Here is a 14,892-nt window from a genome sequence, read left to right on the forward strand (position 1 = left end):
CCCAGGCCCTCGAACGGGGCCCCCGCATGAGCAATGGATTTGCGCCACTCCCCTTAGTGGCGCGCACACCTAATCACACGTGTTTCACCAGGGGGAAGGGGATTCTGGTGACATGGGAAAGAACTTACCTACGGGCGTTTCCGGCGGGTTTCACAGGCTGTTCACAGAGTGGGCTGACGGGGCCGTTCTCCTCAGGCCTGACGGGACGCCAGCTCGATCACCGTGACGTCCGACGGGGCGCCCACGCGCGTCGGCGGACCCCAGGCTCCTGCGCCCCGGCTGACGTACAGCTGCGTGTCGCCGTAGCGCTCCAGGCCGGCCAGGGTCGGATTCGCCATCTCCGCGATGAGGTTGCCGGGCCACAGCTGGCCGCCGTGGGTGTGGCCGGAGAGCTGGAGGTCGACGCCGTGGTCGACGGCGTCGTGGATCTGGACCGGCTGGTGGGCGAGGAGCACACACGCGCGTGCTCTGTCCCGGTCGCCGAGGGCCTTGGCGAAGTCGGGGCCCTGGCCCTCGTCCTCGCCCGCGACGTCGTTGACACCGGCCAGGTCGAAGTGGGGCAGCTCGGTACGGGCGTTCTCCAGAGGGCGCAGGCCCAGACGGCGTACCTCCTCGACCCACTGCTCGGCCCCCGAGAAGTACTCGTGGTTGCCGGTGACGAAGAACGCGCCGTGCCGTGCCCTCAGTCGGGCCAGCGGGGCGGCCGCCGGGCCGAGGTCCTTCACACTGCCGTCCACCAGGTCGCCGACCACCGCGATGAGGTCGGGCTGAGTGCCGTTGATCGTGTCGACGACCTTCTGGGCGAAGCCCCGGCCCAGGACCGGGCCCAGGTGGATGTCGCTGACGACCGCGATCCGGTAACCGTGCGCCGCGCGCGGGAGCTTGGCCAGCGGGACGGTGACCCGCTTCACCTTCGGGCCGCGCAGCACGCCGTACGTGCCGTAGCCGACGGTGCCGACGGCGGCCGCGGCGGCGGCACCGGCGACGACACGGGAGACGAAGAGGCGGCGGGTCGGGGTGGCCAGGGGGCGTGACGGGTCGGTGGAATCCGGGGCGAGGGCCGGGATCGGATCGGGCGCGGCCGCCGGTGACGGGTCGGTCGTGAGCGCCGACGCCGGGTCCGAGTTCAGGTCGGGCGATGCGGCCGCTGCCACTCCTGCCGGCACCGGCTCCGGTTCCCGTACGGCTTCCCCGGCGCGCGCCCGCCGCTCGACCCAGCGCCGCAGCAGTGGTCGTACGACTTCACCCACCAGCACTCCCAGCAGCAGGTATATCGACAGGGCCAGCCACAGGAAGCCCGGCCAGGCCAGGATCTGCTGAAGCAGGAAAGGTGCGCCCGCGCGTTCGGCGACGAGGGCCCCGACCGTCAGCGCCCAGCCGCCGGCGATCACCACCGCGCCCGCGCGGCGCACGAACCCGGGTCCGCGGGTCGTGTCGCGGAAGAGGCGGCGCCACACGAACCAGTTGCCCGCCACCAGGGCGGACAACACGAGCAGTGCGACGAGCGCGAAGACGATGACCACGCCGACGTTCCCTTTCCTTTGTGTGCCGAGTGAACGTCCCGGGCCTTGGCCGAGTTCCTATGACGTGCGGCGCAGTGCGCGCACTCCGCGCAACCCGATGACCCCGATGACCGTCCCCAATACGAAGGAGACGACGGCGAGCAGCAGGTGCACCCAGAAGTACGCCGTCGGGTGACCGTCGTCGAACGCGAGCCCGCTGCTGTCCTTGATCAGGTTTTTGACGAAAGTGACCCAGATGACCCAGCTCCACACCCCGAAGGCGAGCAGGAACCAGGAGACGGGGCGGCTGAGCTTCATAGGTTCAGTATCACCATCGCGTGTCCGGTTCCCCGAGCGGGGTGGGGACGGAAGCGGGACTTCCATGGGAACGGCATGTACTTTCTCCGTCGTGCCCGCACCCAAGAAGACCGCCAGGCGATCCCTGCTGGTCACTTCCGCCGTCCTGTCGTCCCTCGCGCTGACCGCGCCCGTCTCCCACGCGGCTCCCAAGCCGTCACCGAGTACGAGCCCGTCGGCCACTCCCCCGGCGAACATGTCGACCGTGGGCGGCGAACGGCTCGGCCGGCCCGGCACACAGGTGAACCTCGCGAGCGGCGTCCCCGTCCTGCCCAAGGACCTGACCGCCCGCTCCTGGGTCGTCGCCGACGCCGAGTCCGGCCAGGTGCTCGCCGCGCACAACGCGCACTGGCGGCTGGCGCCCGCGAGCACCATGAAGATGCTGTTCGCCGACACGGTGCTGCCGAAGTTCCCGAGGACCATGGAGCACAAGGTCGTCCCGTCCGACCTGGCGGACATCGGTTCCGGCTCCAGCATGGTCGGGATAAAGGAGGGCGAGACGTACACCGTCCACGACCTGTGGCTCGGGGTCTTCCTGCGCTCCGGCAACGACGCGGTGCACGTCCTGTCGAAGATGAACGGCGGGCTCAAGAACACCGTCGATGAGATGAACGAGCACGCCGAGGAGCTCCAGGCCCTCGACACGCACGCCGTGTCCCCCGACGGCTACGACGCCCCGGGCCAGGTCTCGTCGGCGTACGACCTCACCCTGATCGCCCGCTCGGGGCTGCAGAAGAAGGACTTCCGCGAGTACTGCTCGACCGTCACCGCCAAGTTCCCGGGCGAGACGAAGAAGAGCAAGAAGGGCAAGTCGGTCCGCGAGTCCTTCGAGATCCAGAACACCAACCGGCTGCTGGCGGGCGACAGCGACATCCCCGTCTACCAGGGCATCGCGGGCGTCAAGAACGGCAACACCACGAACGCCGGCGCCACCTTCACCGGTGTGGCCGAGCGCGACGGCAAGGTGCTGCTCGTCACGGTCATGAACCCGGAGAAGAGCGAGCACAACGAGGTCTACAAGGAGACCGCGCGGCTGTTCGACTGGGGCTTCAAGGCGGCCGGCAAGGTGCAGCCGGTGGGTGAGCTGGTGCCGCCGAAGGGCGCGGTGCAGGCCAGCGCGCAGCCGGGTGCGAACGACGCCGGGGAGGCCGGTGGCACCGGGGACGGCCAGGAGTCCTCGAAGTCGGCGGTGGGTGCCTCGGCGGCCGGCGGCTCGAGCGGTATCGGGGTCGCGCTCGGGATCACCGGCGGGGTGCTGGTGCTGCTCGCGGCGGGCGTGTTCCTGATCAACCGCCGGTGGCCGCTGCCCGACCTGGTGCGCCGTCGGAGCCGCCCCTGACGCCGGGCTTCGCGGGCGCACTTGAGCCCTCGGGCGGACCTGAGCCTTCGGGTCCGCCCGCGTGTTCGAGCTCGCCCGAGTCCTCCGGCTCACCCGAGTCCCCCGACTCCTCGGCGAGTTCGGTCTCCTTGCTCTGGGTCGCCGTCCAGGCGGCGCAGAACACCACCAGCTTGGCGGTGAAGTTGATCCACAGCAGCAGGGCGACCGGCACGCCGAACGCGCCGTACATGCTCTTCGTGGCCACGCCCTGCATATAGCCGCTCAGCAGCAGCTTCAGCAGTTCGAACCCGATCGCGCCGATCAGCGCCGCCACCATCAGCCGACGGCGCGCCGGTTCGACGCCGGGCAGCAGGGTCAGGACGTACAGCAGGAGCAGGAAGTCGGCGAGTACGGCGACGAGGAACGCGGCGATGTGCAGCAGGACGCCGCCCCAGCCGCCCTCGTCGATGCCGATCTGCCGGGTGATCCAGCCGACCATCGCGGAGGCCACCGTGGAGGCCACGATCGTCACCAGCACCGCGCCGCCGAGGCCGACCAGGACGCCCGCGTCCTTGGCCTTGCGCAGGACGGGGTTCTCCTCGTCGTCGGGCAGCTCCCACACGGCGCGCAGGCACTCGCGCATGGAGCCCACCCAGCTGATGCCGGTGAACAGCAGGACGGCGCCGGCGATGAGGCTGACCGTGCCGGCGTTCTGGACCAGGGCGTCGATGTCGAGCTGGTCGGAGATGCCGGGGACCTGCTCGGCGAGCTTGTCCTCCAGTTTGTCCTGCTGCTCCTGGCTGAGCGTCGCGGCGGCGATCGCCGCGGCCACGGTGAGCAGCGGGAACAGCGCGACGAAGCTGGTGAACGTCATCGCGGCGGCCAGCCGTGTCCACTTCACCCGGTCCATGCGCTCGTACGACCGCCACGCGTGCGTGGTCATCAGCCGGGTCACCATGGGCCCGGCGCCGGGGAGTTTTTTCAGCCAGTCCATGATCAGACTCTGCCCTCGGTTCGGAAGACCAATGTCCGAGTGCCCCAAAACCTCAGGACAGTAGCCAGCGCCATACCGATTCCGGCGCCGGACACGGTGTCCGCGCGCTGGGAGGTGAAGCCGAGGCCGTAGTGGCTCACGCCGAGACACAGCAGCTGTACGGCCGCTCCTGCGGTGTTCACCGCGAAGAAGACGGCGTACGGGCGCACGCCCCTCGGGTGCGTGTGGCGGTAGGTGCCGAGGGCGTTCCCGGCGTAGGCGACGGTGCAGCCGGCGACGAAGGCGAGCGCCTTGGCGGTGAGGGGGTCGAGGGCGGCCGGCCCGCGCAGGCAGGTGAAGACGGCGAGGTCGACGGCGTAGGCGAGAAGACCGACGGTGGCGAAGCCGACGAGCTCGCGGCGGGTGACTTTCCGGGCGGTGAGGGGCCGACGGGGCGGGGATTGGGCTCGGTCGGCCCACGCGCGCGTGCGTGACGGTTCGGCTCGGTCGGCCCACGCGCGCGTGCGTGACGGTTCGGCTGGGTCAGCCCACACGCGCGTACGTGGCGGTTCATTTCGGTCGTCCCGCGCGCGCGGGCCTACCAATTGGCGACCGCCAACCCGTACATCGCCAGCCACACCACCCCGATGAGGGCGAGTGCCCGGTCACGCAGGACGACGTCCTCGGGTTCGCCGGCCGTGCCGCGGTCGGCGAAGACGGCATAGCGCAGGATCGCGAGGATGAAGGCGACCATGGACAGTTGCCGCCAGGGCAGCACGCCGGTTTGCGGGACGCCGCCCTCCTCCATGGCCCACAGGCAGTACCCGAGGACGGCGACGCCGGCCGCCAGCTGCCAGACGAAGCGCAGGTAGCCGGTGGTGTACTCGGTGAGCAACGCGCGCGTGGCACCCGCTTTCCCGGCCATCTGCACGGCTTCGGAGTAGCGCTTGGCCGACACCATGAACAGCGCCCCGAACCCGGTCGTGATCAGGAACCAGCGCGACAGGGGGATGCCGAGCGCGAGCCCGCCGACCATCGCCCGCATCAGGAACCCGGTCGTGACGACGGCGAGATCGACGACCAGGACGTGCTTGAGGCTGACGCAGTACGCCAGTTGCATGCCGATGTACGCCGTGAGCAGGGCGGCGACGGCAGGCGAGGTCAACCAGGCCGCGGCGGCCGGTGCCAGGACCGCGAGGGCGCCTCCGACGGCGTACGCGACGGGCACGGGGACCTGTCCGGCGGCGACCGGGCGGCGGCGCTTGGTGGGGTGGGCTCGGTCCGCCTCGGCGTCCCGGGCGTCGTTGATCAGATAGACGGCGGCGGCGCAGGCCGTGAACAGCACGAATACGACCGCGAGTTGAGTCAGAGCGTGGGTCGAGAAGAGCCGGCCGGCGGCGGCCGGGGCGGCGACGACCAGGACGTTCTTGACCCACTGCTTGGGGCGCGCGGTCCTGAGGAGGCCTTTCAGCAGCGCGCGGAGACCGCCTTTGGGGGGCCGTGGGGCGGACCGACGCGGGGGTGTGCGCTGCTCGTGCAGCGCCGCTTGCCTGGTGCCTGCGGCGCTCGTGAAGGGCGCGGTCTCAGTCATGCGCGCCCCCTCTCCTCATCCAGCCCGCCCCGAGGCACGCCGCGAGTACACCCAGGGCCGCGCCCGCCGCCACGTCCGAGGGGTAGTGCACGCCGACGACCAGGCGCGAGAGGCACATCGCGGCGGCGAGCGGCGGGATCGCGTACGCGCCGAGCGCGCCGTAGGCGACGGCGGCCGCCGCGGCGGAGGTCGCGTGGGAGCTGGGGAAGGAGTGCCGACCGGCGGTGCGCACGAGGGGCACGACGTGCGCCGGACGGGGGCGGCGCACCACCCTTTTCACCCCCATGCTGACGAGGTGCGCGCCCGCGGTGAGCGCCGTGCCCCGCAACCAGGCGCCGCGTCGCCCACCGTCCACGGTGGCCCCCGCCAGGCCGGCCGCCACCCACAGCGCGCCGTGCTCGCCCGCCCAGGAGAGGGCACGCGCGGCGGCGGCGACGCGTGGGTCACGGCCGCGGGCATGGAACGCCGAAAGGATCCGGCGGTCCGCTCCTCCAAGGCTTCGGTGGTCCATGTCGTCGAGGTGGTCGAGGTGGTCGAGGTGGTCCATGTGGACTCACTGTTCACGTCGGCCACGCGAGAACTACGGCAATATTGAACGACATCCCATTAATCACCCATTTTGGGGAGAGAAGGGATGTTTCAGAACTGATCGCCCACACAGGGGCGCTACGGTCGCCGACATGCCTGCCGACACCGTCTCCGTCACGGGATGGGGCCGCACCGCCCCCACCGCCGCCCGTCTGATCCGCCCCCGGACGTACGAGGAGGCCGTGGCCGCCGTCCGGGACTGCGGGACCCGCGGGGGCATCCCGAGGGGCCTCGGGCGGGCGTACGGGGACGCGGCGCAGAACGCCGGGGGCGCGGTGCTCGACATGACGGGCCTGAACCGCATCCACGCGATCGACGCCGACGGCGGCACCGTGCTGTGCGACGCGGGTGTCTCCCTGCACCGGCTGATGGAGGTCCTGCTGCCGCTCGGCTGGTTCGTGCCGGTGACCCCGGGCACCCGCCATGTCACCGTCGGCGGCGCGATCGGCGCCGACATCCACGGCAAGAACCACCATGTCTCGGGCGCCTTCTCCCGCCATGTCCTGTCCCTGGAACTGCTGACCGCCGACGGCGGGATCCGCACGGTCCGCCGCGGCACGCCCCTGTTCGACGCGACCACCGGCGGCATGGGCCTGACCGGCGTGATCCTGACCGCGACGGTCCAACTCCAGCCGGTGGAGACCTCGTTGATGTCGGTCGACACCGAGCGCGCGCGGGACCTCGACGACCTGATGGCCCGCCTGGTCGCCACCGACGACCACTACCGCTACTCGGTCGCGTGGATCGACCTGCTGGCGCGCGGCGCGGCGACAGGGCGCGCGGTGCTCACGCGCGGCGACCACGCACCCCTGGAGGCGCTGCACGAAGGCACGCGCGCGCGTAGGGACCCGCTCGCCTTCCGCCCCTCCCGCCTGCCTGCCGCGCCCGCCCTCCTTCCGGAAGGGCTGCTGAGCCGCCGTACGGTGGGCTGGTTCAACGAGCTCTGGTACCGCAGGGCGCCACGCGCGCGTACCGGCGAACTGCAGAAGCTCGCCACCTTCTTCCACCCGCTGGACGGCGTGCCCCACTGGAACCGGATCTACGGCCGGGGCGGCTTCGTGCAGTACCAGTTCGTGGTCGGACGCGGCCAGGAGGACACACTGCGCCGGATCGTGCGGCGCATCTCCGAGCACCGCTGCCCGTCCTTCCTGGCCGTGCTCAAGCGCTTCGGGGACGCCGACCCCGGCTGGCTGTCCTTCCCCGTGCCCGGCTGGACGCTGGCCCTGGACATCCCGGCCGGGCTGCCCGGCCTGCCCGCCCTCCTCGACGAGTTGGACGAGGAGGTGGCCACGGCCGGCGGGCGCGTCTACCTCGCCAAGGACTCCCGGCTGCGGCCCGAGCTGCTCGCCGCGATGTACCCGCGCCTGGACGACTTCCGCGCGCTGCGCGCCGAGTTGGACCCGCGCGGGGTGTTCATGTCGGACCTGGCCCGCCGCCTCGCCCTGTAGCACCCGCCCCTCAGATCTCCCGGACCCCGCGGCCCCGGACCCCGGCCCCGGACCCCCAGACCCCTAGGAGCTGTCGTGAAGGATGCCTTCGGCCTCCCCCAGTCCCTGCTCGTCCTCGGCGGTACGTCCGAGATCGCGCTGGCCACCGCACGCCGCCTGATCGCGCGCCGCACCCGCACCGTCTGGCTGGCGGGCCGCCCGTCGCCCGCCCTGGAGCAGTCCGCGGCCGACCTGCGCGCCCTGGGAGCCGACGTGCGCACCGTGGACTTCGACGCGCTCGACCCCGAGTCCCACGAGACGGTGCTCGGCAAGGTCTTCGCGGAGGGCGACGTCGACATGGTGCTCCTCGCCTTCGGACTCCTCGGCGACCAGGCGCGCGACGAGCGCGAGCCGCTGAACGCCGTGCGGGTCGCCCAGACCAACTACACGGGCGCCGTGTCCGCCGGCCTGGTCAGCGCGGGCGCACTCCAGTCCCAGGGCCACGGCTCGCTCGTCGTGCTCTCCTCCGTCGCCGGCGAGCGGGCCCGCCGCGCCAACTTCATCTACGGCTCCAGCAAGGCCGGCCTCGACACCTTCTGCCAGGGCCTGGGCGACGCACTGCACGGCACCGGCGTCCACGTCATGGTCGTACGCCCCGGATTCGTACGCACGAAGATGACCGCGGGCCTGGAGGAATCCCCTCTCGCGACGACCCCGGAAGCGGTCGCGACAGCGATCGAGACAGGCCTGCGCCGCCGCTCGGAGACGGTGTGGGTACCGGGCGCACTGCGCCTGGTGATGTCCGCACTACGACACGCCCCGCGAGGGCTGTTCCGACGGTTGCCTGTGTAGGTCTCGGTTCGACAGCGTCCCTGAAGGGGCGCGGGGAACTGCGCGACCAGCCACGACGCACCCGCACACGACCAACAACCCGTCGCGGCACCCACCGCTCGCGGCCCCCCTAGCGGAGCGTCTCCCGCTCCACTCGTCCCGCCTGCGGCGGCACCACCGCACCCCCGAAGGCGAAGTCCCTCAGCTTGCGCCACACGCCGTCTGCGCCCTGTTCGTACAGGGCGAAGCCGGTGCAGGCCCAGCCGGCCTCGTAGTCGGCGAGTTCCTCGAAGGCTCGGTCCATCGACTCGTCGTCGATGCCGTGCGCGACCGTGACGTGCGGGTGGTACGGGAACTGCAGTTCGCGAGCGACGGGCCCGGAGGCGTCACGGACCTGCTTCTGCAGCCAGGTGCAGGCCTCGGCGCCCTCGACGACCTGGACGAAGACGACCGGCGAGAGGGGCCGGAAGGTGCCGGTGCCGGACAGCCGCATCGGGAAGGGGCGGCCGGCGGCCGCGACCTCGACGAGATGCGCCTCGATCGCGGGCAGCAGCGAGGCGTCGACCTCTGTCGGCGGCAGCAGCGTGACGTGCGTGGGGATGCCGTGAGCCGCGGCGTCGCCGAAGCCCGCGCGCCGCTCCTGGAGCAGGCTGCCGTGAGGCTCCGGGACCGCGATCGACACGCCGATCGTTACGGTCCCCACGTCGTCTCCTGTCGTCTGTTGGTGAGCGTGAGTGGCCGCCGTGGCAGCCACTCGGCTATCGACTGTACGGCTACGGCCGGGCTGCGGGCAGGCGCAACCGTAGTGATATGCAGCGCTGTACGGGCTCAGTGCTTGGCAGGCAGGAAACCCACCCTGTCGTACGCCTGGGAGAGCGTCTCCGCGGCGACGGCGCGCGCCTTCTCCGCGCCCTTGGCCAGGATCGAGTCCAGCGTCTCCGGGTCGTCCAGATACTGCTGGGTGCGCTCCCGGAAGGGCGTCACGAACTCGACCATGACCTCGGCGAGGTCCGTCTTGAGCGCACCGTAGCCCTTGCCGTCGTACTTCTGCTCCAGTTCCGCGATTCCCGTCCCCGTGAGGGTCGAGTAGATGGTGAGCAGGTTGCTGATGCCGGGCTTGTTCTCGACGTCGTAGCGGATGACCGTCTCGGTGTCGGTGACCGCGCTCTTGACCTTCTTGGCGGTGGTCTTGGGCTCGTCGAGCAGGTTGATGAGGCCCTTCGGCGTGGACGCCGACTTGCTCATCTTGATCGACGGGTCCTGAAGGTCGTAGATCTTCGCCGTCTCCTTGAGGATGTACGGCTTCGGGACGGTGAAGGTCTGGCCGAAGCGGCCGTTGAAGCGCTCGGCGAGGTCGCGGGTGAGCTCGATGTGCTGGCGCTGGTCCTCGCCGACCGGGACCTCGTTGGCCTGGTACAGCAGGATGTCCGCGACCTGCAGGATCGGGTACGTGAACAGGCCGACCGAGGCGCGGTCCGCGCCCTGCTTGGCGGACTTGTCCTTGAACTGGGTCATGCGGGAGGCCTCGCCGAAGCCGGTGAGGCAGTTCATGACCCAGGCGAGCTGGGCGTGCTCGGGGACGTGGCTCTGGACGAACAGCGTGCAGCGCTCGGGGTCCAGCCCGGCGGCCAGCAGCTGGGCGGCGGCCAGGCGGGTGTTGGCGCGCAGCTCCTTCGGGTCCTGCGGGACCGTGATCGCGTGCAGGTCGACGACCATGTAGAACGCGTCGTGGGTCTCCTGCAGAGCCACCCACTGGCGGACGGCGCCGAGGTAGTTGCCGAGGTGGAACGAGCCGGCGGTGGGCTGGATGCCGGAAAGCACGCGGGGTCGATCAGAGGCCATGCTCACCATTCTCTCAGGTCTCCGGGGCCGGACCGGAACTGGTCGGAAACAGATGGGAACCGATCCGTCTTCCGCGGTGTAACAAGAGTGTGAGGACGCGGGAGGGGGGCCGCATCGTCGATGAGGCCGCGGTGATCGCACGCGTACGCGCCGGGGAGCCGGAGGCGTACGCGCAGCTGGTGCGGGCCCATACGGGCATCGCGCTCAGGGCGGCCGCCGCGCTCGGGGCGGGTGCGGACGCGGAGGACGTGGTGCAGCAGGCCTTTGTGAAGGCGTACTGCTCGCTGGGCCGGTTCAAGGACGGCGCGGCGTTCAAGCCATGGCTGCTGTCCATCGTGGCCAATGAGACGAGGAACACAGTGCGCACGGCGGCCCGCCAGCGCACCCTCGCCGGGCGCGAGGCGGCGTTCGTGGAGGCGGAGCCCCTGATACCGGAATCGGCGGACCCCGCGGTGGCCGCACTGGAGATAGAGCGCCGCGCCGCCCTGCAGGCCGCCCTGGAGAAGCTGAGCGAGGAGCACCGCCTGGTCGTCACCTACCGCTATCTCCTGGAGATGGACGAATCCGAGACGGCCCAGGCCCTGGGCTGGCCCAGGGGCACGGTGAAATCCCGGCTGAACCGCGCACTGCGGAAGCTGGGGCGGTTGCTGCCGGACTTTCAGCCTCGGGAAGGGGGTGATGAGCGTGAGTGACGGAGGGACGCCTCGTGACGGCGACGGACGGAGGCCGGACGACGGTCAGGGGCCGGGGACGTATGACGATCACGGGCCGAGGGCGTATGACGATCACGAGCCGGGGGCGTACGACAGGGACGGACGGCGTGTGTACGACCGTGGCGGCAGCGGGGGCCACGGAGGCGCTGATCGGGATGGTGGGCGCGGCGACGGCGGCGGCACCGGTGGCCCCGGTCGGCGCGGCCGTGGCGGCGGCACCGATGACCCCGGTCAGCGCGGCCGTGGCGGCGGCACCGGTAACCGTGGTCGGCCCGGCAGCGGAGGCCGCGGTGGAGGCGGCATCGGTGATCGCGGTCGGCGTTCGGACGCCGCGCGGCTGCCCGAGGAGCTGCGGGCGCTCGGGCGCTCGCTGGACGCGCCGGGGGCGGCGGACGGCGCGGAGACGATGGTCGAGCGGGTGCTGGGACAGATACTCGCCGAGCACTCGCCTGTACCGGTGGCCGAGCCGCCGGGTGCCGCTGAGCGGCTGCGGGCGGTGCGGCGCTGGACGCGGACGCGGTGGCGGTCGCTGACCGCGGCCCTGTGCGGCCTGCTGACGGTTCTTGTGCTCACGCCCCCGGTACGGGCAGCGGTCTTCGACTGGTTCGGCTTCGCCGGAGGCGAGGTGCGGTACGACCCGTCGGCGGTGCCCTCGCCCGGCGCCGAGGTCCCCGGCTGCGGCCACTCGGTGTCCCTGGCGCAGGCCGAGCGCCGGGCCGGGTTCGAGCCGCTGGTGCCGACTGAGCTCGGCATGCCGGACGCGGTTGCGGTGACGGGCGAGCCACGGGGACGGTTCGTGGTGAGCCTGTGCTGGCGCGAGGACGGGCGCACGATACGGCTCGACGAGCGGCGGGCGAGCCTGGACATCGCCTTCACGAAGACGGTGCGTGAGCAGCCGGAGTGGATCTCGCTGGAGGACGACAACTCCGACGGCGACAGCTCGGACCCCGCCCTGTGGTTTCCACGACCGCACCTGCTGAGTTTCTCGCTGCTCGACCCGGACGGGGACCACTACACCCGCAAGGAACGCACGGCCGGGCCGACGCTGCTGTGGACGCATCGGACGCCCGAGGCCGACGGCGGCAACGGTGCCGACGTGGCGGTCCGGCTGGAGGGGGTGGCGTCGAAGGGGCGGGCGGTGGAGATCGCGAAGTCGCTCGAGAAGGCGTCCGGCGCCGCTTCCGGTCAAGCCGCCGACGGCTTCTCCGGCGAGCCCTCCGACAGGTCCTCCAAATAGTCGCCCGAGGGTGGGAACCCAAGCGGGTCGGGCGGTGTACCAGAAGTGACACGCGGCTCGGGGACGGGCCGCACGGGGATCGCTCGACATGGGGGTTCGGATGGGCGGACATGGGGTCGACCGCGGGGGAGACCGGTTGCGTCGGCGGGGACAGGGGTCCGGATGGTCGGAAGATCGGTCGCCCGGAGCATCGCGCGGGAACAGGGCCGGTTGGAGGCGCAGGTGGTGTCGTGAACTGACCACCACGGCAGGGGCGTTGGCTGCGGCGCTCGCCCTCATGATGTGGAGCGCGGCACCCGCGTCGGCCGGAGGACCGACGAGTGTGCTCCTGGCCTCACCGGAGAGCGGGGAGACTGCCTCGCTGTACTACTCCGACAAGGAGTACGGCGAGCTGGAGCAACTGCTCGGCGCCCCAGGCACAGGCACGCGTGACAAGCCGCCCGAGGCCGGCCTGACGGCAGCCCGCCAGATCAACGTCACCTGGATGCTCCACGACGTGACACCCTGGCGCCTCGACCGGGTCTTCCCGGCCGACGACGGGCAGGACGTCTGGATACACACGGCGGCCAACCTGGACAGGACGACGAACGGCACCTGGCACCGCGCCGAGCATCCGACCCCGCTACGTGCCCTGCTCAAGAAGCTGGGCCTGATGGGCAAGGCCACGGGCGGGGGAAGCGCAGCGATCTTCCCGCCGGCGTGGGAGGTGTACGGGACGGACGACGGGGCGAAGGACTCCGCCGAAACGGCGACCAAGACGCCTGCGACGACCGAGGCGTCCCGGGCCCGGTCGTCGGGGCCGGCTGACGGCACCGACTGGTGGTGGGCAGTGCCGGGCGCGGCGGCCGGGGCGGTGCTTGCGCTGGTCCTGCGCCCCTTCGTCGCCCGCCTGTCACTGGACCGCCTGCGGGGCGAGCCGGGGCCGAGGCAGGAGCTGCGCGACATATGAGGGCGGGCACGGCCTCGGCCCCTGGCCGAGAGCCGCGCCCGTCGGCTGAGTCCTCGGCATAAGCCCACGGCCTCAGAACCGGGGCGCAGCTCCGGGCCTCAGAACCCGGCCTCAGCCCAGGTCGACCTCCGGGTACAGCGGGAAGCCGGCCACGAGGTCGGTGGCGCGGTGGGAGATCTCGTCGGCGATCTTCGGGTCGAGGACGTGAGCCGCCTTGGACGGGGCGCCCGACTTGGTCGTACCGGGCTCGGTGGTGGTGAGGACGCGGTCGATGAGGGCGGCGACCTCGTCCATCTCGGCGGTGCCCAGGCCACGGGTGGTCAGGGCGGGGGTGCCGATGCGGATGCCGGAGGTGTACCAGGCGCCGTTCGGGTCGGCGGGGATGGCGTTGCGGTTGGTGACGATGCCGGACTCGAGGAGGGCCGCCTCGGCCTGGCGGCCGGTGAGGCCGTAGGAGGAGGCGACGTCGATCAGGTTCAGGTGGTTGTCGGTGCCGCCGGTCACGAGGGTCGCGCCCCGGCGCATCAGGCCCTCGGCCAGCGCCCGGGAGTTGTCGACGATGCGCTGGGCGTAGTCACGGAAGGATTCCTGGCGGGCCTCGGCGAGGGCGACGGCCTTGGCGGCCATGACGTGCGGGAGCGGGCCGCCGAGGACCATCGGGCAGCCGCGGTCGACCTGGTCCTTGAGGGAGTCGTCGCACAGGACCATGCCGCCGCGCGGGCCGCGCAGCGACTTGTGGGTGGTGGTGGTGACGATCTGGGCGTGCGGGACCGGGTCGAAGTCACCGGTGAGGACCTTGCCGGCGACGAGACCCGCGAAGTGGGCCATGTCGACCATGAGCGTGGCGCCGACCTCGTCGGCAATCTCACGCATGATCCGGAAGTTCACGAGACGGGGGTAGGCGGAGTAGCCGGCGACGATGATGAGCGGCTTGAAGTCGCGGGCCTGGGCGCGCAGGGCGTCGTAGTCGATGAGGCCGGTGGCCGGGTCGGTGCCGTAGGAGCGCTGGTCGAACATCTTGCCGGAGATGTTCGGGCGGAAACCGTGGGTGAGGTGGCCGCCGGCGTCCAGGGACATGCCGAGCATGCGCTGGTTTCCGAAGGCTTGGCGGAGCTCGGCCCAGTCGGCCTCGGTGAGGTCGTTGACCTGGCGGACGCCGGTCTTCTCCAGGAAGGGGGCCTCGACACGGTCGGCGAGGACGGCCCAGAAGGCGACGAGGTTGGCGTCGATGCCGGAGTGCGGCTGGACGTAGGCGTGGCGGGCGCCGAAGAGCTCGCGGGCGTGCTCGGCGGCGAGGGACTCGACGGTGTCGACGTTGCGGCAGCCGGCGTAGAAGCGGCGGCCGACGGTGCCCTCGGCGTACTTGTCGCTGAACCAGTTGCCCATCGCCAGGAGGGTGGCCGGGGAGGCGTAGTTCTCGGAGGCGATCAGCTTGAGCATCTCGCGCTGGTCGTGGACCTCCTGGCCGATGGCGTCGGCCACGCGCGGCTCGACGGCGCGGATCACGTCGAGGGCGGAACGGAAGGCGGTGGACTCGGTGGAGAGGGGCTCGGCTGACATGGGG

At 71.4% G+C, this 14,892-nt stretch carries 15 protein-coding genes; 6 read left to right on the plus strand and 9 right to left on the minus strand.

Annotated elements, in window-relative coordinates:
• Positions 1–191 precede the first annotated feature (191 nt).
• Both ACZ7L6_RS13565 and ACZ7L6_RS13570 read right to left on the minus strand, forming a co-directional pair.
• Complete coding sequence (locus ACZ7L6_RS13565) at positions 192–1,523, minus strand: metallophosphoesterase (RefSeq protein ID WP_471923218.1); 1,332 nt, start codon at positions 1,521–1,523, stop codon at positions 192–194.
• A gap of 57 nt (positions 1,524–1,580) precedes the next feature.
• Positions 1,581–1,820 carry an SCO4848 family membrane protein gene (locus ACZ7L6_RS13570; RefSeq protein ID WP_398820666.1) on the minus strand — a complete coding sequence of 80 codons (240 nt, stop codon included), beginning with the start codon at positions 1,818–1,820 and terminating at the stop codon, positions 1,581–1,583.
• A 91-nt stretch (positions 1,821–1,911) separates the two neighbouring features.
• Between ACZ7L6_RS13570 and ACZ7L6_RS13575 the strand changes: the two genes are divergently transcribed.
• Positions 1,912–3,198 (plus strand): D-alanyl-D-alanine carboxypeptidase family protein, encoded by a 1,287-nt coding sequence (locus ACZ7L6_RS13575; protein ID WP_471923220.1) that lies wholly within the window; start codon positions 1,912–1,914, stop codon positions 3,196–3,198.
• Here the strand turns inward: ACZ7L6_RS13575 and ACZ7L6_RS13580 are convergent.
• From ACZ7L6_RS13580 to ACZ7L6_RS13595, 4 genes are read right to left on the minus strand one after another with little or no spacing between them, the layout of a single operon-like run.
• Positions 3,146–4,171: a YihY/virulence factor BrkB family protein gene (locus tag ACZ7L6_RS13580; RefSeq protein WP_471923222.1), complete on the minus strand. Its 1,026-nt coding sequence runs from the start codon at positions 4,169–4,171 to the stop codon at positions 3,146–3,148. The genes ACZ7L6_RS13575 and ACZ7L6_RS13580 overlap by 53 nt on opposite strands.
• Before the next feature lie 2 nt (positions 4,172–4,173).
• Positions 4,174–4,704 carry a GtrA family protein gene (locus ACZ7L6_RS13585; RefSeq protein WP_471923224.1) on the minus strand — a complete coding sequence of 177 codons (531 nt, stop codon included), beginning with the start codon at positions 4,702–4,704 and terminating at the stop codon, positions 4,174–4,176.
• A gap of 44 nt (positions 4,705–4,748) precedes the next feature.
• Positions 4,749–5,741: a decaprenyl-phosphate phosphoribosyltransferase gene (locus ACZ7L6_RS13590; protein WP_471923226.1), complete on the minus strand. Its 993-nt coding sequence runs from the start codon at positions 5,739–5,741 to the stop codon at positions 4,749–4,751.
• Complete coding sequence (locus tag ACZ7L6_RS13595) at positions 5,734–6,288, minus strand: phosphatase PAP2 family protein (RefSeq protein WP_471923228.1); 555 nt, start codon at positions 6,286–6,288, stop codon at positions 5,734–5,736. Before ACZ7L6_RS13595 ends, ACZ7L6_RS13590 begins: the two co-directional genes overlap by 8 nt.
• 133 nt (positions 6,289–6,421) lie before the next feature.
• Between ACZ7L6_RS13595 and ACZ7L6_RS13600 the strand changes: the two genes are divergently transcribed.
• The gene (locus tag ACZ7L6_RS13600) at positions 6,422–7,777 is read left to right on the plus strand and encodes an FAD-binding oxidoreductase (protein WP_471923230.1); all 1,356 of its coding nucleotides are present in this window, start codon (positions 6,422–6,424) and stop codon (positions 7,775–7,777) included.
• A gap of 75 nt (positions 7,778–7,852) precedes the next feature.
• On the plus strand, positions 7,853–8,608 hold the full coding sequence (locus tag ACZ7L6_RS13605) for a decaprenylphospho-beta-D-erythro-pentofuranosid-2-ulose 2-reductase (RefSeq protein ID WP_471923233.1): 756 nt from the start codon (positions 7,853–7,855) through the stop codon (positions 8,606–8,608).
• 109 nt (positions 8,609–8,717) lie between these two features.
• Here ACZ7L6_RS13605 and ACZ7L6_RS13610 read toward each other — a convergent pair whose 3' ends face one another.
• Positions 8,718–9,290, minus strand: coding sequence for a 2'-5' RNA ligase family protein (locus ACZ7L6_RS13610; RefSeq protein WP_433046334.1), 573 nt, complete (start codon positions 9,288–9,290; stop codon positions 8,718–8,720).
• A 125-nt stretch (positions 9,291–9,415) separates the two neighbouring features.
• Complete coding sequence (gene trpS, locus ACZ7L6_RS13615; RefSeq protein WP_471923235.1) at positions 9,416–10,429, minus strand: tryptophan--tRNA ligase; 1,014 nt, start codon at positions 10,427–10,429, stop codon at positions 9,416–9,418.
• An 89-nt stretch (positions 10,430–10,518) separates the two neighbouring features.
• Here trpS and ACZ7L6_RS13620 point away from each other — a divergent pair, with 89 nt between their 5' ends.
• From ACZ7L6_RS13620 to ACZ7L6_RS13630, 3 genes are all read left to right on the plus strand, one after another.
• The gene (locus tag ACZ7L6_RS13620; protein ID WP_471923237.1) at positions 10,519–11,121 is read left to right on the plus strand and encodes an RNA polymerase sigma factor; all 603 of its coding nucleotides are present in this window, start codon (positions 10,519–10,521) and stop codon (positions 11,119–11,121) included.
• Positions 11,122–11,443: 322 nt separating this feature from the next.
• On the plus strand, positions 11,444–12,379 hold the full coding sequence (locus tag ACZ7L6_RS13625; protein ID WP_471923415.1) for a hypothetical protein: 936 nt from the start codon (positions 11,444–11,446) through the stop codon (positions 12,377–12,379).
• A 256-nt stretch (positions 12,380–12,635) separates the two neighbouring features.
• Positions 12,636–13,328 (plus strand): hypothetical protein, encoded by a 693-nt coding sequence (locus ACZ7L6_RS13630; protein WP_471923239.1) that lies wholly within the window; start codon positions 12,636–12,638, stop codon positions 13,326–13,328.
• Between the two features lie 111 nt (positions 13,329–13,439).
• Here ACZ7L6_RS13630 and ACZ7L6_RS13635 read toward each other — a convergent pair whose 3' ends face one another.
• Positions 13,440–14,888, minus strand: a complete 1,449-nt coding sequence (locus ACZ7L6_RS13635) for a glycine hydroxymethyltransferase (RefSeq protein WP_471923241.1) — start codon at positions 14,886–14,888, stop codon at positions 13,440–13,442.
• Positions 14,889–14,892 lie beyond the last annotated feature (4 nt).

It is taken from the genome of Streptomyces sp. NPDC107522 (assembly GCF_055657525.1).